This is a genomic window from Streptomyces noursei, from assembly GCF_001646665.1.
Lineage (GTDB): Bacteria > Actinomycetota > Actinomycetes > Streptomycetales > Streptomycetaceae > Streptomyces > Streptomyces lavendulocolor.
This window is the reverse complement of the sequence record NZ_LWBU01000362.1, coordinates 21,317-40,877: the sequence shown is the minus strand read 5'-3', so window position 1 is coordinate 40,877 and position 19,561 is coordinate 21,317. Positions and strand designations below refer to the sequence as shown.

The window sequence follows — 19,561 nt, the reverse complement described above, 5'->3', positions numbered from 1 at the left end:
GAAGAGTCCAGCGAACAGAGACACTGGTAACCCTAAACTTCAACGTTAGGGTTTGGGTCGGCGTTTCGGACCGTCCCATCGGCATCCGTCGTCGCGGCGCGAGACCACCGCGAAGTGGCGACACGTAACTCGAGGCGAGAGGCCTTCGACGTGGCAGCACCGCAGAACTACCTCGCAGTCATCAAGGTCATCGGTGTCGGCGGCGGTGGTGTCAATGCCATCAACCGAATGATCGAGGTCGGTCTCAAGGGCGTCGAGTTCATCGCCATCAACACGGACGCGCAAGCCCTGTTGATGAGTGACGCCGACGTCAAGCTCGACGTCGGCCGTGAACTCACCCGCGGCCTCGGCGCCGGAGCCAACCCGGCCGTCGGTCGCAAGGCGGCAGAGGACCACCGTGAGGAGATCGAGGAGGTCCTCAAGGGGGCCGACATGGTCTTCGTCACCGCAGGCGAAGGCGGCGGCACCGGCACCGGCGGCGCCCCCGTCGTCGCGAACATCGCGCGCTCGCTGGGCGCCCTGACGATCGGTGTGGTCACCCGGCCCTTCACCTTCGAGGGCAGGCGCCGCGCCAACCAGGCGGAGGACGGCATCGCCGAGCTCCGCGAAGAGGTCGACACCCTCATCGTCATCCCGAACGACCGGCTGCTGTCCATCTCGGACCGCCAGGTCAGCGTGCTGGACGCGTTCAAGTCCGCCGACCAGGTGCTGCTCTCCGGCGTCCAGGGCATCACCGACCTCATCACCACCCCCGGCCTCATCAACCTCGACTTCGCCGACGTCAAGTCGGTCATGTCCGAGGCCGGTTCCGCGCTCATGGGCATCGGCTCCGCCCGCGGCGACGACCGCGCGGTGGCCGCCGCCGAGATGGCGATCTCCTCGCCGCTCCTGGAAGCCTCCATCGACGGCGCCCGGGGCGTGCTGCTCTCCATCTCCGGCGGCTCCGACCTCGGCCTGTTCGAGATCAACGAGGCCGCGCAGCTGGTCAGCGAGGCCGCCCACCCCGAGGCCAACATCATCTTCGGCGCGGTCATCGACGACGCCCTCGGCGACGAGGTGCGGGTCACCGTCATCGCGGCCGGCTTCGACGGCGGCCAGCCGCCGGCCCGGCGCGACAACATCCTCAGCGCCGGGTCGAGCAAGCGGGAGGAGCCGGCGCCCCCGCCCCGGGCGACCGAGACGCCCCGTCCGGTGAGCGGCCTCGGCACCGTCCCGGTCCGCGAGGAGTCGCCCGCCCCGGCCCCCGAGCCGGCCCCGGCGGTGAGCGACAGCTCCCTGTCGGTCACCCCGCCGGCGGTCCCGCCGGCCCGCCCGTACCCGGACACCTCGGCCGAGGAGCTGGACGTCCCGGACTTCCTGAAGTGATCGTGGCGTGATAGGGCAGCACGACTCAGTGAGCGGCGCGCATTTCGCCTTCACCGACCGGTGGGGCGGGGTGAGCGCCGTTCCGTACGAAGAGCTCAACCTCGGCGGAGCGGTCGGCGACGACCCCGCCTCCGTCCTGAGCAACCGCAAGCTCGCCGCCGGGTCCCTCGGACTCGACCCGGCGCGGGTCGTGTGGATGAACCAGGTGCACGGCCGGGACGTCGCCGTGGTGGACGGCCCGTGGGCGCCGGACGAGGAGATCCCGGCGGTGGACGGTGTCGTCACCGCCCGGCGCGGACTCGCGCTCGCGGTGCTGACGGCCGACTGCACACCCGTCCTGCTGGCCGACCCGGTCGCGGGCGTGGTGGGCGCGGCCCACGCCGGCCGTCCCGGGATGGTGGCGGGCGTCGTGCCGGCCACCGTGGAGGCCATGATCGCGCTCGGTGCCGAGGCGTCGCGGATCACCGCCCGCACCGGCCCGGCCGTGTGCGGGCGCTGCTACGAGGTTCCCGCGGCCATGCGGGACGAGGTCGCCGCCGTCGTACCGGAGGCGTACGCCGAGACCGGTTGGGGCACTCCCGCTGTGGACGTGACCGCCGGAGTGCTCGCCCAGCTCGACGCGCTGGGGGTGCACGACCGGCGCGCGTCGCGGGTCTGCACGCTCGAATCGCGCGACCACTACTCGTACCGCCGTGACCGCACCACGGGGCGGCTCGCCGGATATGTCTGGCTCGATGGGGGCACCCCCCGGCCGACGGCTGGGGAAGGATGAGGCGGATGACGGACCGCAGGGCGCAACTCGCCGAGAACCTGGCGCGGGTGGAGGAGCGCATCTCCGCCGCGTGCGCCGCCGCGGGGCGTGAGCGCGGGGAGGTGACCCTGATCGTGGTCACCAAGACCTACCCCGCGAGCGACGTCCGGCTGCTGCACGAACTGGGCGTCCGCCACGTCGCCGAGAACCGGGACCAGGACGCGGCGCCCAAGGCGGCGGCGTGCGCGGATCTCGACCTGACATGGCACTTCGTCGGCCAGCTGCAGACCAATAAGGTCCGTTCTGTGGCGAGTTACGCACACCAGGTGCAGTCCGTGGACCGGTTGAAGCTCGTCACCGCGCTCTCGACCGCCGCGGCGCGCGCCGGGCGCGAGCTGGGGTGCCTGATCCAGGTCGCCCTCGACGCCGGGTCCGGTGAGCGGGGGGAGCGCGGCGGCGTCGCCCCGGACGGCATCGAGGAGTTGGCCGGCGCGGTGGCGGGTGCCCCCGGGCTCCGGCTCGACGGGCTCATGACGGTCGCGCCGCTGGCCGGCCCGTACGCGGGGCGCCAACGGGCCGCCTTCGACCGGCTGATGGAATTGGCATCCCGCCTGCGCGCGTCCCATCCGGCTGCGAACATGGTGTCAGCAGGGATGAGTGCGGACCTCGAGGACGCCGTGGCGGCCGGAGCGACACATGTGCGCATCGGGACGGCGGTACTCGGAGACCGACCCCGGCTCGGGTAACGTCGCGAAGCAAGTCGGACCACAGCAGAAAATATGGTCATTTCCGCCGAACAGCGGACAGGCCTCGTGGATCGCGGGCACTTGGTGACGCTGTGCCCACTAATGGTGAGGGCGATCCACCACAGAGCGGAGGACTCAGAGAATGGCCGGCGCGATGCGCAAGATGGCGGTCTACCTCGGCCTCGTGGAGGACGATGGGTACGACGGCCGGGGTTTCGACCCCGATGACGACTTCGAACCCGAGCTGGAGCCGGAGCCCGAGCGCGACCGACGGCGCCACCAGCCCCCGCACCAGCCCTCGCACCAGGTGGAGCGCGAGGAACCGGTGCGGGTCGTCCCCCAGCCCCCCGTGCAGCGCGATCCCGTTCCGCTTCCGGCTGAAAGCGGACGTCCGGCACGAATTGCCCCCGTGGCATCCATCACACCTGAACGACCGAGCCTGGAGAAGAACGCACCGGTGATCATGCCCAAGGTCGTGTCCGAGCGGGAGCCCTACCGCATCACCACACTCCACCCCCGGACCTACAACGAGGCCCGTACCATCGGGGAACACTTCCGCGAGGGCACGCCTGTGATCATGAACCTCACCGAGATGGACGACACGGACGCGAAGCGACTTGTCGACTTCGCCGCCGGTCTCGTCTTCGGGCTGCATGGCAGCATTGAGCGAGTGACGCAGAAGGTGTTCCTGTTGTCGCCTGCTAACGTCGATGTCACGGCGGAGGACAAGGCCCGCATCGCAGAGGGCGGATTCTTCAACCAGAGCTGAGAGCACGACACCGGGAACGGCCGGCCGCAGGGCCGGTGGACATGGGATCAGGGGAGAGGGAAGCGCGGGATGAGCGTCGCACTACAAGTGATCTACATCGCTCTGATGTGCTTCCTTGTCGTCCTGATCTTCCGGCTGGTCATGGACTATGTCTTCCAGTTCGCTCGTTCATGGGAACCCGGGAAGGCGATGGTGGTCGTACTGGAGGCCACCTACACTGTCACCGATCCACCACTGAAGCTTCTGCGGCGGTTCATCCCGCCGCTGCGTCTCGGGGGCGTGGCACTCGACCTGTCCTTCTTCGTTCTGATGATCATCGTCTACATCCTGATCTCCATCGTGAACAGCTTCATGATGAGGGTGTGAGGGTGTAGCGATACGGTCCTGCCGACTGCCGACGACTACGTAGAGGTGAAGGAAAGATGCCGCTGACCCCCGAGGACGTGCGGAACAAGCAGTTCACGACCGTCCGCCTCCGAGAAGGCTATGACGAGGACGAGGTCGATGCCTTCCTCGACGAGGTCGAAGCCGAACTGACGCGTCTGCTCCGCGAGAACGAGGACCTGCGCGCCAAGCTCGCCGCCGCCACGCGCGCGGCCGCGCAGAACCAGCAGCAGCAGGGTATGCGCAAGCCTCCGGAGCAGCAGGACCAGAGGCCCGTGGGCCCCGGTGCCCCCGTGCCCGCCGGGATATCGGGTCCGCCGGTCCAGCAGCAGCCCCCGCAGATGGGTCCCCCCCAGCTGCCCGGTGGTGCTCCTCAGCTGCCGGCCGGTCCCAGCCACGGCGGCCCGCAGGGCCAGCACGGCCCCGGTCCCATGCAGGGCGGCCCCATGGGTGGCCCGATGGGCGGTCCCATGGGTGGCCCCATGGGCGGTCACGGCCCGCAGATGCCGCAGCCCGGTCAGGGCCCCGGCGGCGACAGCGCGGCCCGCGTTCTCTCCCTCGCCCAGCAGACCGCCGACCAGGCGATCGCGGAGGCCCGTTCCGAGGCCAACAAGATCGTCGGCGAGGCCCGTTCGCGCGCCGAGGGCCTGGAGCGCGACGCCCGCGCCAAGGCCGACGCCCTGGAGCGGGACGCGCAGGAGAAGCACCGCGTCGCGATGGGCTCGCTGGAGTCCGCCCGCGCCACGCTGGAGCGCAAGGTCGAGGACCTGCGCGGCTTCGAGCGCGAGTACCGCACGCGGCTGAAGTCCTACCTGGAGAGCCAGCTGCGCCAGCTGGAGACCCAGGCGGACGACTCCCTCGCCCCGCCGCGGACGCCGTCCGCAGCGCCCTCGCTGCCGCCGTCGCCCTCGATGGCGTCGGCCGGTGCGAGTGGCCCGTCGTACGGCGGCAACCAGACCATGGGCGGCGGCCCGTCGATGGGCGGTGGCCCGTCCTACGGCGGCCAGCAGCAGATGTCGCCCGCGATGACGCAGCCGATGGCACCGGTGCGGCCGCAGGCGCCGCAGCCGATGCAGCAGGCTCCGTCGCCGATGCGCGGCTTCCTGATCGACGAGGACGACAACTGACGGGGCGGGTCGCGCGATCCGCGCGTAGCCGTCGGTAGGCAGAAGGGCCGGGGCCCGGGACGTTCACACGTCCCGGGCCCCGGCCCTTTGTCGTGCGCGGGGGGCGAGGGAGCACGGGGGCGGGGCGGGGCGGGGCGGGGGGGGGTGCCGGTGTGGCGGGCGTGGTGCGTGTGGTGCGCTTGGCCTTGGCCGCATTCCTCCACGGCGGAACCGGGGCGGTGCCTGTTCTCGGTTGGCCGACGGGGGGCTTCCACCGGTGGGTGGGGGCGTGGCCCCTCCGGGCTCACCTCCCTGCGGGGGCGCCCCTGCACGGCCCTGCCCAGGCCGGACGCCGTCCGCGGGCCGCGGGGAGCACGCGAAGGGCCCGGCCACGGAAGGTGGCCGGGCCCTCGCGGGTGGTGGTTACGCCTTGCGGAGGCGGAACGTGAGGGACAGGCCCTCGTCGGTGAACGCTTCGCCGTACGTGGCGTCCGCGTCACCGGACGCGAAGTCCGTGGCCAGGACCTCGTCGGCGATCAGTCCGGCGTGGTCCCCGAGGGCCTCGACGACCTCCGGGTCGGTGGACTCCCAGCGCAGGGCGATCCGGTCCGCGACGTCCAGGCCGCTGTTCTTGCGGGCCTCCTGGATGAGGCGGATCGCGTCACGGGCCAGACCCGCGCGGCGCAGCTCCGGGGTGATCTCCAGGTCCAGGGCGACCGTCGCGCCCGCGTCGGAGGCGACGGACCAGCCCTCCCGGGGCGTCTCCGTGATGATCACCTCGTCCGGGGCGAGGGTGATCGTCTCGCCGTTGACCTCCAGGGTGGCCTCGCCGCCGCGGAGGGCGAGCGAGAGCGCGGCGGCGTCGGCGGCGGCGACCGCCTTCGCCACGTCCTGGACGCCCTTGCCGAAGCGCTTGCCCAGGGCCCGGAAGTTCGCCTTCGCGGTCGTGTCCACGAGCGAGCCGCCCACCTCGGAGAGCGAGGCGAGGGAGGTGACGTTCAGCTCCTCGGTGATCTGGGCGTGCAGCTCGGGCGACAGGGCCTCGAAGCCGGTGGCGGCGACCAGGGCGCGGGAGAGCGGCTGGCGGGTCTTGACGCCCGACTCCGCGCGCGTGGCGCGGCCCAGCTCGACCAGGCGGCGGACGAGGGCCATCTGGGACGAGAGGGCGGGGTCGATGGCGGAGAGGTCCGCCTCCGGCCAGGTGGAGAGGTGGACGGACTCGGGGGCCCCCGGGGTCACCGGGACGACCAGGTCCTGCCAGACGCGCTCCGTGATGAACGGGGTGAGGGGGGCCATCAGGCGGGTGACCGTCTCGACGACCTCGTGCAGCGTCCGCAGGGCCGCCTTGTCGCCCTGCCAGAAGCGGCGCCGGGAGCGGCGTACGTACCAGTTGGAGAGGTCGTCGACGAAGGCGGACAGCAGCTTGCCGGCGCGCTGGGTGTCGTAGGCCTCCAGGGCCTGGGTGACCTGGTCGGTCAGCGCGTGCAGCTCGGAGAGCAGCCAGCGGTCCAGGACCGGGCGGTCGGCCGGCGCGGGGTCGGCGGCGGACGGCGCCCACTGCGACGTGCGGGCGTACAGGGCCTGGAAGGCGACGGTGTTCCAGTACGTGAGGAGCGTCTTGCGCACGACCTCCTGGATCGTGCCGTGGCCCACCCGGCGCGCGGCCCACGGGGAGCCGCCGGCGGCCATGAACCAGCGCACGGCGTCGGCGCCGTGCTGGTCCATGAGCGGGATCGGCTGGAGGATGTTGCCCAGGTGCTTGGACATCTTCCGGCCGTCCTCGGCGAGGATGTGGCCCAGGCAGACCACGTTCTCGTACGACGACTTGTCGAAGACCAGGGTGCCGACGGCCATGAGGGTGTAGAACCAGCCGCGGGTCTGGTCGATGGCCTCGGAGATGAACTGCGCCGGGTAGCGCTTCTCGAAGAGGTCCTTGTTCTTGTACGGGTAGCCGTACTGCGCGAACGGCATCGAGCCCGAGTCGTACCAGGCGTCGATGACCTCGGGGACGCGGGTGGCCGTCTCCCGGCAGGTGGGGCAGGGGAACGTGACGTCGTCGATGTACGGGCGGTGGGGGTCCAGCGACGACTGGTCGGTGCCCGTCAGCCCGGACAGCTCGTCGAGCGAGCCGACGCAGGTGAGGTGGTTCTCCTCGCAGCGCCAGATCGGCAGCGGGGTGCCCCAGTAGCGGTTGCGGGACAGCGCCCAGTCGATGTTGTTGTTCAGCCAGTCGCCGAAGCGGCCGTGCTTGACGGAGTCCGGGAACCAGTTGGTGTTCTCGTTCTCCTCCAGCAGCCGGTCCTTGACGGCCGTCGTGCGGATGTACCAGGACGGCTGCGCGTAGTAGAGCAGCGCCGTGTGGCAGCGCCAGCAGTGCGGGTAGCTGTGCTCGTACGCGATGTGCTTGAAGAGCCGTCCGCGGGCCTGTAGGTCGGCCGTGAGGGCTTCGTCGGCCTTCTTGAAGAACTGGCCGCCGACCAGCGGCACGTCCTCCTCGAAGGTGCCGTCCGGGCGGACGGGGTTCACCACGGGCAGGTCGTAGGCGCGGCACACCTTGAGGTCGTCCTCACCGAAGGCGGGGGACTGGTGGACCAGACCGGTGCCGTCCTCGGTGGTGACGTACTCCGCGTTGACGATGTAGTGGGCCGGGGCCGGGAAGTCGATCAGGGCGAAGGGGCGCTCGTAGGTCCAGCGCTCCATCTCGGCGCCCGTGAAGGTCTGCCCGGTGGCCTCCCAGCCCTCGCCGAGGGCCTTGGCGAGCAGGGGCTCGGCGACGACCAGCTTCTCCTCGCCGTCGGTCGCGACCACGTACGTCACGTCGGGGTGGGCGGCGACGGCCGTGTTGGACACCAGGGTCCAGGGGGTCGTCGTCCAGACCAGGAGCGCGGCCTCGCCCGCGAGGGGGCCGGAGGTCAGCGGGAAGCGGACGAAGACCGAGGGGTCGACGACCGTCTCGTAGCCCTGCGCCAGCTCGTGGTCGGACAGGCCGGTGCCGCAGCGGGGGCACCAGGGGGCGACACGGTGGTCCTGGACCAGCAGGCCCTTGTCGAAGATCTCCTTCAGGGACCACCAGACCGACTGGACGTACTCCGGGTCCATGGTGCGGTACGCGTCGTCCAGGTCGACCCAGTAGCCCATCCGGGTCGTCAGCTCGGCGAACGCGTCGGTGTGGCGGGTCACCGACTCCCGGCACTTGGCGTTGAACTCGGCGATGCCGTACGCCTCGATGTCCTTCTTGCCGGAGAAGCCCAGCTCCTTCTCGACGGCGAGCTCGACCGGAAGGCCGTGGCAGTCCCAGCCGGCCTTGCGGGCGACGTGGTAGCCGCGCATGGTGCGGAAGCGGGGGAAGACGTCCTTGAAGACGCGGGCCTCGATGTGGTGGGCGCCGGGCATGCCGTTGGCGGTGGGCGGGCCCTCGTAGAAGACCCACTCGGGGCGGCCCTCGGACTGCTCAAGGGACTTCTGGAAGACCTTGGCCTCGCGCCAGAAATCGAGCACGGCGTGCTCGAGCGCGGGCAGGTCGACCTGGGCGGGTACCTGGCGGTACTGCGACATCGAATCCTCCGGCGGACTGTTCCTCGTTCCGTCGGAGGGACGAGAGCGCCTGCGCTGCGGCCGGCTCCCGCGGTACCACCCTCCTTGGCCCCGGGCGCCTCGTCGGCGTCCTGAGCCCCCTCATTGGGGTCGCGATGCCGGTTCTACTGACCCCCGCGGCTGCCCGCGCGGGCGTTCTTCCGACGGCTCCGGGGTGATGCTTCACATCGGGCTCGCCCCCGGGCTCTCACCGTCCCCGGGTCGCTCATGGCTGCTTGCGACGCTACTCGTCCCCATCCAAGCCTTTCGCTGCGCCCAGTGTAAGCGCCCGGTCGGACAGCGGCCGACCGGTTTCCGGGCGGGCGGGTGAGTGACCCGAATGGCCACACCCCGGCGCGCGGGCCGGGGGCGGGAACGCCGGCGGATTACGGGGCGGGGAGCTGGGCACAACGGATGCAAGCCGCCCTCGCCACGGGTACGGGGCGTCCGGACCGGCGGCGTGCCCCGTTGCCGCGGGGCCCGAGTCGATTTATCGTCCCAGCACGATTCGCGAGCAAGATCACAATATGTGAAGGGGCCGCGAGATGGTGGCGAAGAAGACCGCCGAGAAGAAGTCGGCGTCCGGCAGAACCACCGCCACCGCCACGGGCGCGGCGGCCAAGGACGCGACGGGGAAGAAGAGCACGGCGTCGAAGCCCGCGACGGACCGGAGCGCCCCCGCGCGGGCGCGCAAGACGGTCACGAAGAAGGCCGTGGGCGCGTCGGCGGCGCCGCGCGGTGACGTCGCCGCCGCCAAGAAGGCCGACCGGTCCGCGAAGCGCGCCGAGACCGCGGAGGCCGCCGAGGTCGCGGCCTCGACGCCGAGGCGCCGACCCGCCGCCTCGTCCGGCCGCGCGGCCGGTGGGCGGGCGGGTCCGGCGGCCGCGAAGCGGACCGGGGGAGCGGCCGGCGCGGCGGGCCGGTCGTCCACCGCCGCGGGCGGCGGGGACGCGCTCCCCGGGAAGGCGCCGGCCGGGAAGGCAGCGGCCGACAAGACGACCGGTGCGGGTGTGGTCGCCGAAAAGGGGGGCAAGAAGGCGACGGCCGGTAAAGCGCCGGCCCCCGCGGACGAGACGCCCGCCAGGAAGGCACCCGCCCGCAAGGCGGCCGCCAAGAAGACACCGGCGAGGAAAGCGCCTGCCAAGGAGGCGGCCGGCAGGAAGGTGGCCGATCGCCAGGCGGGCCGTGGTGGTGTGGGTGCGGAGGAGGGCGGTGCGGTGACGGTGGAGGCCGCTGCCGAGGCGCCTGCCGGGACGGCGCCCGCCCGCAAGGCGGCCGCGAGGAAGGCGCCTGCCAAGGAGCCGGCCGCCCGCCAGGCGGGCCGTGGTGGTGCCGGTGCTGGAGAGGGCGGTGCCGTGACGGTGGAAGCCGCTGCCGAGGCGCCGGCCGAGAAGGGGTCTGCCCGGAAGGCGGCGAAGAAGGCGCCTGCCCGCGCGGCGGGTCATGGAGGTGCCGATGCGGTGACGGTGGAAGCCGCTGCCGAGGCGCCGGCCGGGAAGGGGCCTGCTCGGAAGGCGCCGGCCCGGAAAGCGGGCGCCGGGGCACCGGGGAAGGCGGCGCCGGGGCGGAAAGCAGCCGCCACAGCGGAGGCCGGGGCGGCGCCCCGGGTGGCGCGGGGCGGCACGACGGCGTCTCGTAGGAGGGCGACCGGTGCGGCGGGCGGTCACGAGGACCACACCGCCGGGAACCGGCCGGGGAACGGAAGCGCGGCCGGCGAGGCCGCGGACCAGGCCGCAGCCGCGGCCGAGGGGGCGGCCGAGGCCGCGGAACAGACAGGAGCCAGGACAGTGGCAGCGAAGAAGACCGCGGACGTGACCACGGCACCGGCCGGATCGGCCGTGCCCCCCGCCCGGGGCGTCGCCGGGACGGCACCGGAGGAGCTCGCCGTACGGCCCGGGGAGGAGCCCTGGAGCCCCGAGGAGGTCGCCGAGGCGAGGGCGGAGCTGGAGGGCGAGGCGGCCCGCCTCCAGGCGGAGATCGCCGCCTCCGAGGAGGCCCTGTCCGGGCTGATGCGGGACTCCGGGGACGGCGCCGGGCACGACGAGGCCGACACCGGCACCAAGAACATCACGCGCGAGCACGAGATGGCGCTCGCCGCCAACGCCCGCGCCACCCTCGAACAGATCGAGCACGCGCTGCAACGGCTCGACGCGGGGACGTACGGCCTGTGCGAGGTCTGCGGCAAGCCGATCGGCAAGGCGCGCATGCAGGCCTTCCCCCGCGCCACCCTGTGCGTGGAGGACAAGCAGAAGCAGGAACGGCGAGGCTGAACCCGCACGTGTGTGCCGTACCCTCGTGCACAGTAGGCACCTAGGTTGAGGGACTCACGTGGCAGAGGTGGAGCGCACCATCGGTACGCCGGATCTTGACGACGAGGCCGCGGCGCCCGCGGAGCCGCCCAGGGGCAGGCGCCGCGTGATGGCACTGTTCCTGGTGGCCATGGTGGCCTACCTGCTGGACCTCGGCACCAAGATGCTCGTGGTGGCCAGGCTGGAGCACCACGAGCCCATCCAGGTCCTCGGCGACTGGCTGAGGTTCGTCGCGGTGCGCAACCCGGGCGCGGCGTTCGGGATGGGTGAGGCCTTCACCGTGATCTTCACCTGCATCGCGGCGACGGTCATCGTGGTGATCATCCGGCTGGCGCGCAAGCTGTACAGCCTGCCCTGGGCGATCGCCCTGGGGCTGCTGCTCGGTGGCGCGCTGGGCAACCTCACGGACCGGATCTTCCGCTCGCCCGGCGTCTTCGAGGGCGCGGTCGTCGACTTCATCGCGCCCGCTCACTTCGCGGTCTTCAACCTGGCGGACTCGGCGATCGTGTGTGGCGGGTTCCTCATTGTGATCCTGTCGTTCCGGGGGCTGGACCCCGACGGAACCGTCCACAAGGACTGACAAGGCATACTCGACGGGTGAGCACGATTCCCGAGATCCGTACGCTGCCCGTTCCCGATGGCCTCGAAGGCGAGCGTGTCGACGCCGCCATCGCCCGTATGTTCGGGTTCTCCCGGACCAAGGCGGCCGAACTCGCCGCCGCCGGGAAGGTGCTCGTCGACGGCGCCGCCGTCGGCAAGTCCGAGCGGGTGAGCGGGGGCGCGTGGCTCGAGGTGGAGATGCCCGGCGCCCCGGCCCCCGTGCAGATCGTCGCCGAGCCCGTCGAGGGCATGGAGATCGTGCACGACGACGACGACATCGTCGTGATCGTCAAGCCGGTCGGCGTGGCCGCGCACCCGAGCCCCGGCTGGACCGGCACGACCGTGATCGGCGGCCTCGCGGCGGCCGGGTACCGGATCTCCACGTCCGGCGCGGCCGAGCGGCAGGGCATCGTGCACCGCCTCGACGTCGGGACCTCCGGGCTCATGGTCGTCGCCAAGTCGGAGCGGGCGTACACGCTGCTCAAGGCGCAGTTCCGGGACCGCACCGTCGACAAGCGCTACCACGCGCTCGTGCAGGGGCACCCGGACCCGCTGAGCGGGACGATCGACGCACCGATCGGACGCCACCCGAACCACGACTACAAGTGGGCCGTGACGGCCGACGGCAAGCCGTCGGTGACCCACTACGACCTGATCGAGGCGTACCGCGCGGCCTCCCTGCTCGACATCAAGCTGGAGACCGGCCGCACCCACCAGATCCGCGTCCACATGTCGGCCCACCGCCACCCGTGCGTCGGCGACCTGACCTACGGCGCCGACCCCACGATGGCCAAGCGCCTCGGCCTGACCCGCCAGTGGCTGCACGCGGTGCGGCTGGGCTTCGAGCACCCGTCCGACGGCCGGTGGGTCGAGTTCGCGAGCACCTACCCCGACGACCTCCAGAACGCCCTGGACAGGATCGCCGCGGAGAGCGCATGAGCGAGTTCGTCGTACGGGAGGCCGTGAGCGAGGCCGACCGGGAGGCGGGCTTCGCCGTCCGCCGTGAGGTCTTCGTCGTCGAGCAGGGCGTGCCCCAGGACATCGAGTACGACGCGTACGACGCCACCGCCGTCCACGTCCTGGCCGTCCGCCGGGGGGACGGGAGCGCCCTGGGGACCGGCCGGCTGCTGTACGGGGCGGACGCGGCCGGCAAGACCGGGGGCGCCGAGGGCGTGGGCTCGCTGGGCCGGCTCGCGGTGACCCGGGCGGCCCGGGGCCTCGGTGTCGGCGTCGCCCTGGTGCGGGCCCTCGAGGACGCGGCACGCGCGCGTGGCCTGGCCGCGGTCGACCTGCACGCCCAGACGCACGCGCTCGGGTTCTACGAGCGGCTCGGGTACGAGGCGTACGGCGAGGAGTTCCAGGACGCGGGCATACCGCACCTGGCGATGCGCCGGGTCCTGTGACGCCCGTGGCAGGGTTGACCTCCTGATCTTCGTGGGGTGAACGGCCGGAGGGCGCACCATGGACCAGCTGGCTCTGCTGCTCGCGCTGCTTCTCGGGGCGGTGCTGACCGTGCCCCTGGGGGAGCGGCTGGGGCTTCCCGCCCCGGTGCTGATGACGCTCGCGGGCATGGTGCTGGCGCTGCTGCCGTTCGTGCCGAACGTGGAGATCCCCCCGGAGTTCATCCTTCCGCTCGTGCTCCCGCCCCTGCTCTACGCGACGGTGCAGCGCACGTCGTGGCGCCAGTTCGCGGCGAACAAGCGGCCCATCTTCCTGCTCGCCGTGGCGCTCGTCTTCGTCACCACGGCCGCCGTCGCCGCCGTGGCGAGCGCCGTCGTCCCGGGCCTGCCGATCGCCGCCGCCGTCGCGCTCGGCGCCCTCGTCGCGCCTCCCGATCCGGTCGCCGCGACGGCCGTCGCGGGCTCCCTGGGGCTTCCGCGCCGACTGGTGTCGATCCTGGAGGGCGAGGGGCTGTTCAACGACGTCACGGCGATCGTGCTCTACCACGTGGCGATCGGCGCGGCCGTCGGCGGAACGTTCTCCTGGGGCGGGGCGGCGGGCGAACTGGTGCTGTCGGCCGTCGTCGCCGTCGTGGTCGGACTCGCCCTGGGGTGGCTGTCCGACAAGGTGATGGGGCTGCTCGGGGACGCCACGCTCCAGACCGGCCTCACCCTCCTGGTGCCCTTCGTCGCGTACGTCCTCGCCGAGGAGCTGCACGGCTCCGGGGTCCTGGCCGTTCTCGTCACCGCCCTCTTCCTTGCGGAGCACGCGACGGACGCCGACGACGTGATGGGCCGGATCGCCGGGCGCACCTTCTGGGAGATCGTCGACACCCTCGTGACGGGCGTCGCGTTCGGGCTCATCGGACTGGAGCTGCACAACGTCTTCGGCACGGCCGACGGGCGGGAGCTGCGGATGGTGGGCTGGGGCGCCGCCGTCGCCGCGTGCGTGGTGGGCGTACGCCTGCTGTGGCTGCTGCCGGCGACGTGGCTGGCCAAGCGGCTCCACACGCGGCGGGACTACGACGAGGAGATCCCCATGAGCTGGCGGGAGACCGTCGTCATGTGGTGGTCGGGCATGCGCGGCGTGGCGTCGGTCGCGCTGGCGCTCGCCATCCCGCTGCGGACGGAGGACGGGGCGCCCTTCCCGGGGCGGGACGAGATCGTCTTCATCGCGTTCTGCGTCATCATGGCGACCCTCGTGCTCCAGGGCCTCACCCTGCCGTGGCTGGTGCGCCGGCTCGGTGTGCGGGCCGACACGGACGCGGAGCGGGAACTGGAGCGGAAGCTCGCCGTCCGGGCCGCCGGTGCCGCGAAGCGGCGCCTGAAGGAGATCCAGGAGGTCGAGGACCTGCCGGAGGAGGTGCTGGAGCGGCTTCAGCGCGTCGCGTTCGACGTGGGGGTGCGGATCAGCCCCGACCTGGTGGACGAGGAGCGGCGGTCGGCCTCCGCGAAGCGGGCGGAGCGGTACCGGGCGATGCAGCGCATCCAGCGGGAGCTGATGTCGGCCGCCCGTCACGAAGTCCTGGCGGCCCGCAGCGAGCCCGGCGCCGACCCGGAGGTCGTCGACCGCGTCCTGCGCCACCTGGACGTCCGCAGCCTGCGGTGACGCCTGCCGCCGGGCGGCCGCGGCCCGTGGTGGTGCCTGCCGCCGGGCGGGTGGGGCGGGTGCCGTCAGCCGCGTCCCGTGCGGGGCGCGTCCTTGGCCGGGCCGTCGCCGTCCAGGACGTAACCGTCCGCGTTGTTGCTGTGGACCTCCGCCGGGCGGGGCTGCCGGGGGATCGCCGTGCCGCGCTCGGGCCACTGGCCGTCGGGCGGCAGCGACGCGGGGGAGGTGGCGATCCGGGGCAGGGCGTAGGGGTGCTTCTCGCACAGCCAGGCGATCAGCTGCTCGCGGACGACGCACCGCACCGTCCAGATGTCGTCGGCGTCCTTCGCCGTGACGACCGCCCGCACCTGGATGGTGCTCGGAGTGGTGTCCGTGACGGCGAGCGACCAGTCGCGCCCGTCCCAGGCGGGGCAGTCCGCGAGGACGTCCTTCAGCTTCTCCCGCATCAGCCCCACCGGCGCCGAGTGGTCCAGGTGGAAGAAGACGGTGCCGGTCATCTGGGCCCCGCCGCGGGACCAGTTCTCGAAGGGCTTGCTGGTGAAGTACGACACCGGCATGGTGATCCGGCGCTCGTCCCAGGTCCGTACGGCCAGGAACGTGAGGGTGACCTCCTCGACCACGCCCCACTCGCCGTCGACCACCACCGTGTCGCCGATCCGCACCATGTCGCCGAAGGCGATCTGGAAGCCGGCGAAGAGGTTGCCCAGCGTCGACTGGGCGGCGACACCGGCGACGATGCCGATGATGCCGGCGGAGGCCAGCATCGACGTACCGATGGTCCGGAAGTCCGGGAAGGTCAGCAGCATCGCCGCGACCGCCACCACGCCGACCACCGCCGTGACGATCCGCATGATCAGCGTCACCTGGGTGCGGACCCGGCGCACGCGCGCGGTGTCCCGGGTGGACGAGGCGTACCGGGCGTAACTGGACTCCACTATGGCCGCGGCGATCCGCACCACCAGCCACGCGCTCGCCCCGATCAGCACCAGGGACAGCGCCTGGCCGATCCCGGTCTCGCGGTCCTCGATCACCGACCACTTGGTCTGGCGGTACGAGCCGCGCAGGAGCGCGGTGAGGAGGACCACCTGGAGGGGCAGCCGGCAGCGGCGCAGCAGCCCCCACAGCGGCGTCTCGTGGTGCCGGGCGTCGGCTCGGCGCAGCGTGACGTCGGCGAGGTAGCCGACGACCAGCGTGAACACGACCGCCCCACCGACGACGGTCAACGGGCGCAGTACGTTCTCCATGGCTCCAGAATCCAGCTGGCAGGATGGCCGGATGAACATCATGCTCTTCCACTCGGCCTACGGTCCGCGCCCGGCCGTGCACGCCGCAGCCGACCGGCTGCGCGCCGCCGGGCACCACGTGCACGTGCCCGACCTCTACGACGGTCAAACGGCCGGAACCATGGAGGAAGGCATGGCGATCAAGGAGCGGATCGGCAAGGAGGAGCTGCTCAAGCGGGCCGTCATGGCCGCCGCCCCCTACTCGGAGCAAGGTCTCGTCTACGCGGGGTTCTCCCTGGGGGCCTCCGTGGCACAGACCCTGGCGCTCGGCGACGAGAAGGCGCGGGGGCTGCTGCTGTTCCACGGCACGTCGGACATCGCGCCGAACGCCTCCGTCGACGAGCTCCCGGTGCAGCTGCACGTCGCCGACCCGGACCCGTTCGAGCCGCACGACTGGCTGAACGCCTGGTACCTGGGGATGGGGCGGGCGGGTGCCGACACCGAGGTCTACCGCTACCCCGGTGCCGGGCACCTGTTCACGGACCCCGGCCTGCCGGATCACGACGAGGACGCCGCCGAGCGGGCCTGGGCGATCGCGTCGGCCTTCCTGGAGGACCTGTAGGGCCTGCCTGCCGCCCGTCTGCCCGCCAGCCCGTCGCCGGAGCGGAGTGGGGTCAGCCGGCGCGGTACGCCGTCCAGTGGTCCTTCATGCGCTGCACCTGGCCGCCCGTGAACTGGTACATGCAGGCGTCGTACGTGTAGTCCATGAAGTTGTGGACGGGGTCGGCGCCCGTCTTGTTGACGCAGGTGTCGCGGCCGGTCGGGCACTCGTAGGCCGGGCTCTTCTCGGCGGGCGTGTCGGTCACGTAGTCGCCGTTGCCGTTACAGCCGCCCTGGAAGGTGTGGTAGAGCCCCATCCAGTGGCCCACCTCGTGCGTGCCGGTGTCGCCCTCGGCGTAGTTGGCGGCCGAGCCGCCCGGGAGGGAGGCGTCGAGCACGACGACGCCGTCCATGGTCGGGCTGGACTTGTACGAGGACGGGAAGGTCGCCCAGCCGAGGAGGCCGCCGCCGAGGTTGGCGGTGTAGAAGTTGAGCGCCCCGGCGCCGCCCTTGCGCAGGGCCGACTTCATGGCCTTCTCCTGGGTGGAGCCGGAGGTCAGGTTGTACCAGGAGGCGTTGTCGGTCCAGTCGGTGCCCGCCAGCGCGAACTGGAAGCCGGAGTCGGTGTTCCCGGTTCCCTGGCCGCCGAACGCGGAGTTGAGGACGGCCATCTGCGCGTTGATGTCGGCCGTGTCGAGCTTGCCGGTCTCGCCGTCGTGGATGACGTGGAAGTAGACGGGGATGGTCGTGGCCGCGGCGGCGTCCGTGCGGCTGCCGTTCGCCCGCGCCGCCTCCAGTCTCTTCCTCAGGTCGGCGTCCATGGCCTTGGCCTTGGCGTCGGTCACCTCGTTGGGCTCGTGCGCGTGGGCGGCGCCCCCGGGGTGGATCTCGCGCGCGGTGGCGGTGGTGCTGCCCGAACCGTCGGCGCACTCCTCGGCCACCGTTGCGGCCGGCGACGAGGCGGCGGCGACGCCCGTCGGAGCGGAGAGCGGGAAGAGGGCCAGGGATCCGGCCATGACCGCCGTGCTCAGAACACGGCGGTGCATACGCGGAGATATTCGGGCAAGAGCACGCATGGTGACTCCTCGCGGGGGGTTGTGGGGAGGGCCTTCCTCGCCACCGCGGGGACATTACGTGGCCATGTCAGATCTTGATGAGCATTGAACAAGCCCAATCAATCGTTGAGTAGATGAAGACATCCGGGAGAAATCCTGCGGTCTGTTCCGGACTTCGAGACGTCCATGTAACGGAACAGGCCCCCAAGGCGGGCGGTGTGTCCCCATTCGATCTCCGGAACGCACCGCCCGCCACGGCGTGGTGATCTCCTGTTAACAGGAGAGGATTTGGCTGAAAATCATCGCTGAGGGGCCGTCAGCGGACCGGAGTGTTCACCCGCTCGACCTTCTGCGTTCCGTTCAGCGTCCGGTACGAGCGGATCCAGGCCGAGGACGCGTCCGGATCCGTCTTGTCGGAGACGGTGTAGTAGTCCATCTGCGAGCGCTCGGCGGTCACGTCGAGGACGCCGTACCCGTGGTTGTCCATGTCGAGCCACTTCACGTGGCGGTTGGCCCCGCGCAGGGCCGCGGCGGCGACCAGCGAGACCGTCCCCGGGGCGACGTGCAGGATGTCGTCCAGGTTGTCGGAGGTCACCGACGTCACCACGAACTCGGTCGCCGCCGAACGCGACACCGGGTAGGTGGCGGCCGTCACGGGCACGTCGTTGGCCCAGGCCATGTGGATGTCGCCGGTCAGGAACACCGTGTTGGTGATCGCCCGGTCCGTCAGGTGGGCGAGCAGCTCCCTGCGGTCGTCCGTGTAGCCGTCCCACTGGTCCACGTTGATCGCCACCCCACCCTTGGGCAGGCCCAGCAGCTCCGCGACCGGCCCCAGCAGATGGGCCGGGAGGGAGCCGAAGGCGACCGGGGAGATCATCACCGAGGTGCCCACCAGCTTCCAGGCGGCGTCGGAGGACGCCAGTCCCGCCTTGAGCCAGTCCAGCTGGGCGCGGCCGGTGATGGTGCGGGCGGGGTCGTCGACCCGGCCGCTCCCCGTCGACGCCTGCTGCGAACGGAAGGAGCGGAGGTCCAGCAGGTGGAGGTCGGCCAGCTTCCCGAAGCGCAGCCGGCGGTAGACCGTGCCCTCGGTGGAGGCCCGGACCGGCATCCACTCGAAGTACGCCTGCTTCGCGGCCGCCGCGCGGGCCGCCCAGTCGCCCTCCGTGCCCGGGGTGTGGTTGTCTGCGCCGCCGGACCAGGTGTCGTCGGCGAACTCGTGGTCGTCCCATATGGCGATGACGGGGTGCGCGGCGTGCAGCGCCTGGAGGTCGGGGTCCGTCTTGTAGGTGGCGTGCCGCACGCGGTAGTCGGCGAGGCCGGTGATCTCGTGCCGCGGCTCGTGCTGCCGGACGACGTAGTCCGGCTTGGGGTAGGCGCCCGTCCCGTACTCGTAGATGTAGTCGCCGAGGTGGAGTATCGCGTCCAGGTCGGCGCGGGCGGCGAGGTGGCGGTACGCGGCGAAGTGGCCGGCCTCCCAGTTGGCGCAGGAGACCACGCCGAAGCGGACGCCCGCCGTGGTGGCGTCGGCGGCCGGGGTGGTGCGGGTCCGGCCCACGGGGGAGGCGGCCGCCGAGGCGTCCGTACCGGCGGTGAAGCGGAAGTAATAGGCGGTCTCCTGGCGAAGGCCTCTTACATCCACCTTGACGGTGTGGTCGGACGCGGCCGTCGCCATGACCGCGCCGCGCGCCACGACCCGGGAGAAGGCCCTGTCCTCGGCAACCTCCCATCTCACCTCGGTGTCGGGGCCCTTGCCGGATCCGGGCAGGGCGTCGGGGGCGGGGGTCACGCGCGTCCACAGCAGGACGCCGTCGGGCAGCGGGTCGCCCGAGGCGACTCCGTGAAGGAAGGCGGGGGCCAGGACGTCCGCCACGGCGGGCGTGGCGGCGGCGAGGACGGGGGCGGCCACAGCGGTGGCGGCAGCGGCCTTGACGACCGTGCGGCGGCTGGGGGCGGGAAGGAATCGACTGGTCACGGCCGATCAGATTACTGATCGGTAGAGCGCGCGGGCGGGCGAACTACCCAGTGTTCGCCC

16 protein-coding genes are annotated in these 19,561 nt (G+C 71.9%); 12 read left to right on the top strand and 4 right to left on the bottom strand.

What is annotated here, in order from left to right; translation table 11 throughout:
* The first annotated feature begins 150 nt into the window (after positions 1-150).
* The 6 genes from ftsZ (at position 151) to A4V12_RS24850 (ending at position 5,142) form a co-directional block, all read left to right on the top strand.
* The gene (ftsZ, locus tag A4V12_RS24875) at positions 151-1,365 is read left to right on the top strand and encodes a cell division protein FtsZ (protein WP_064071643.1); all 1,215 of its coding nucleotides are present in this window, start codon (positions 151-153) and stop codon (positions 1,363-1,365) included.
* A gap of 28 nt (positions 1,366-1,393) precedes the next feature.
* Positions 1,394-2,137 carry a peptidoglycan editing factor PgeF gene (gene pgeF, locus A4V12_RS24870; protein WP_064071642.1) on the top strand — a complete coding sequence of 248 codons (744 nt, stop codon included), beginning with the start codon at positions 1,394-1,396 and terminating at the stop codon, positions 2,135-2,137.
* Between the two features lie 5 nt (positions 2,138-2,142).
* Positions 2,143-2,862 carry a YggS family pyridoxal phosphate-dependent enzyme gene (locus A4V12_RS24865; RefSeq protein ID WP_064071641.1) on the top strand — a complete coding sequence of 240 codons (720 nt, stop codon included), beginning with the start codon at positions 2,143-2,145 and terminating at the stop codon, positions 2,860-2,862.
* Positions 2,863-3,004: 142 nt separating this feature from the next.
* A complete protein-coding gene (locus A4V12_RS24860) occupies positions 3,005-3,631 on the top strand; it encodes a cell division protein SepF (protein ID WP_064071640.1) in 627 nt (208 codons plus the stop codon).
* A gap of 69 nt (positions 3,632-3,700) precedes the next feature.
* A complete protein-coding gene (locus A4V12_RS24855; RefSeq protein ID WP_064071639.1) occupies positions 3,701-3,997 on the top strand; it encodes a YggT family protein in 297 nt (98 codons plus the stop codon).
* Between the two features lie 56 nt (positions 3,998-4,053).
* Complete coding sequence (locus A4V12_RS24850; protein ID WP_064071638.1) at positions 4,054-5,142, top strand: DivIVA domain-containing protein; 1,089 nt, start codon at positions 4,054-4,056, stop codon at positions 5,140-5,142.
* 402 nt (positions 5,143-5,544) lie between these two features.
* Here A4V12_RS24850 and ileS read toward each other — a convergent pair whose 3' ends face one another.
* A complete protein-coding gene (ileS, locus tag A4V12_RS24845) occupies positions 5,545-8,676 on the bottom strand; it encodes an isoleucine--tRNA ligase (RefSeq protein ID WP_064071637.1) in 3,132 nt (1,043 codons plus the stop codon).
* Between the two features lie 563 nt (positions 8,677-9,239).
* On the opposite strand from ileS, the gene A4V12_RS35590 reads away from it, so the two are divergent.
* From A4V12_RS35590 to A4V12_RS24815, 5 genes are read left to right on the top strand one after another with little or no spacing between them, the layout of a single operon-like run.
* Complete coding sequence (locus A4V12_RS35590; RefSeq protein ID WP_159028936.1) at positions 9,240-10,964, top strand: TraR/DksA family transcriptional regulator; 1,725 nt, start codon at positions 9,240-9,242, stop codon at positions 10,962-10,964.
* Positions 10,965-11,022: 58 nt separating this feature from the next.
* Positions 11,023-11,583, top strand: coding sequence for a signal peptidase II (gene lspA, locus A4V12_RS24830; protein WP_064071634.1), 561 nt, complete (start codon positions 11,023-11,025; stop codon positions 11,581-11,583).
* A gap of 17 nt (positions 11,584-11,600) precedes the next feature.
* A complete protein-coding gene (locus tag A4V12_RS24825) occupies positions 11,601-12,542 on the top strand; it encodes an RluA family pseudouridine synthase (RefSeq protein WP_064071633.1) in 942 nt (313 codons plus the stop codon).
* Entirely contained in the window at positions 12,539-13,006 is a 468-nt protein-coding gene (locus A4V12_RS24820; protein WP_064071632.1) for a GNAT family N-acetyltransferase, read from the top strand. The genes A4V12_RS24825 and A4V12_RS24820 overlap by 4 nt, the downstream gene beginning before the upstream one ends.
* A 58-nt stretch (positions 13,007-13,064) precedes the next feature.
* Complete coding sequence (locus tag A4V12_RS24815) at positions 13,065-14,651, top strand: Na+/H+ antiporter (RefSeq protein ID WP_064071631.1); 1,587 nt, start codon at positions 13,065-13,067, stop codon at positions 14,649-14,651.
* Positions 14,652-14,716: 65 nt separating this feature from the next.
* Here A4V12_RS24815 and A4V12_RS24810 read toward each other — a convergent pair whose 3' ends face one another.
* Positions 14,717-15,895, bottom strand: a complete 1,179-nt coding sequence (locus A4V12_RS24810) for a mechanosensitive ion channel family protein (RefSeq protein ID WP_064071630.1) — start codon at positions 15,893-15,895, stop codon at positions 14,717-14,719.
* A 31-nt stretch (positions 15,896-15,926) separates the two neighbouring features.
* On the opposite strand from A4V12_RS24810, the gene A4V12_RS24805 reads away from it, so the two are divergent.
* The gene (locus tag A4V12_RS24805; RefSeq protein WP_064071629.1) at positions 15,927-16,496 is read left to right on the top strand and encodes a dienelactone hydrolase family protein; all 570 of its coding nucleotides are present in this window, start codon (positions 15,927-15,929) and stop codon (positions 16,494-16,496) included.
* A 52-nt stretch (positions 16,497-16,548) separates the two neighbouring features.
* Here the strand turns inward: A4V12_RS24805 and A4V12_RS24800 are convergent, their stop codons facing one another.
* On the bottom strand, positions 16,549-17,490 hold the full coding sequence (locus A4V12_RS24800) for a zinc metalloprotease (protein ID WP_079137322.1): 942 nt from the start codon (positions 17,488-17,490) through the stop codon (positions 16,549-16,551).
* A 355-nt stretch (positions 17,491-17,845) separates the two neighbouring features.
* On the bottom strand, positions 17,846-19,501 hold the full coding sequence (locus tag A4V12_RS24795) for an alkaline phosphatase D family protein (RefSeq protein WP_064071627.1): 1,656 nt from the start codon (positions 19,499-19,501) through the stop codon (positions 17,846-17,848).
* Positions 19,502-19,561: the final 60 nt, after the last annotated feature.

Excerpts from the sequence above, each read along its gene's own strand:
- A4V12_RS24865 (WP_064071641.1), top strand. The coding sequence starts at position 2,143 with ATGACGGACCGCAGGGCGCAACTCGCCGAGAACCTGGCGCGGGTGGAG.
- A4V12_RS24860 (WP_064071640.1), top strand. The coding sequence starts at position 3,005 with ATGGCCGGCGCGATGCGCAAGATGGCGGTCTACCTCGGCCTCGTGGAG.
- A4V12_RS24855 (WP_064071639.1), top strand. The coding sequence starts at position 3,701 with ATGAGCGTCGCACTACAAGTGATCTACATCGCTCTGATGTGCTTCCTT.
- A4V12_RS24850 (WP_064071638.1), top strand. The coding sequence starts at position 4,054 with ATGCCGCTGACCCCCGAGGACGTGCGGAACAAGCAGTTCACGACCGTC.
- ileS (WP_064071637.1), bottom strand. The coding sequence starts at position 8,676 with ATGTCGCAGTACCGCCAGGTACCCGCCCAGGTCGACCTGCCCGCGCTC.
- A4V12_RS35590 (WP_159028936.1), top strand. The coding sequence starts at position 9,240 with ATGGTGGCGAAGAAGACCGCCGAGAAGAAGTCGGCGTCCGGCAGAACC.
- A4V12_RS24820 (WP_064071632.1), top strand. The coding sequence starts at position 12,539 with ATGAGCGAGTTCGTCGTACGGGAGGCCGTGAGCGAGGCCGACCGGGAG.
- A4V12_RS24815 (WP_064071631.1), top strand. The coding sequence starts at position 13,065 with ATGGACCAGCTGGCTCTGCTGCTCGCGCTGCTTCTCGGGGCGGTGCTG.
- A4V12_RS24810 (WP_064071630.1), bottom strand. The coding sequence starts at position 15,895 with ATGGAGAACGTACTGCGCCCGTTGACCGTCGTCGGTGGGGCGGTCGTG.
- A4V12_RS24805 (WP_064071629.1), top strand. The coding sequence starts at position 15,927 with ATGAACATCATGCTCTTCCACTCGGCCTACGGTCCGCGCCCGGCCGTG.
- A4V12_RS24800 (WP_079137322.1), bottom strand. The coding sequence starts at position 17,490 with ATGGCCGGATCCCTGGCCCTCTTCCCGCTCTCCGCTCCGACGGGCGTC.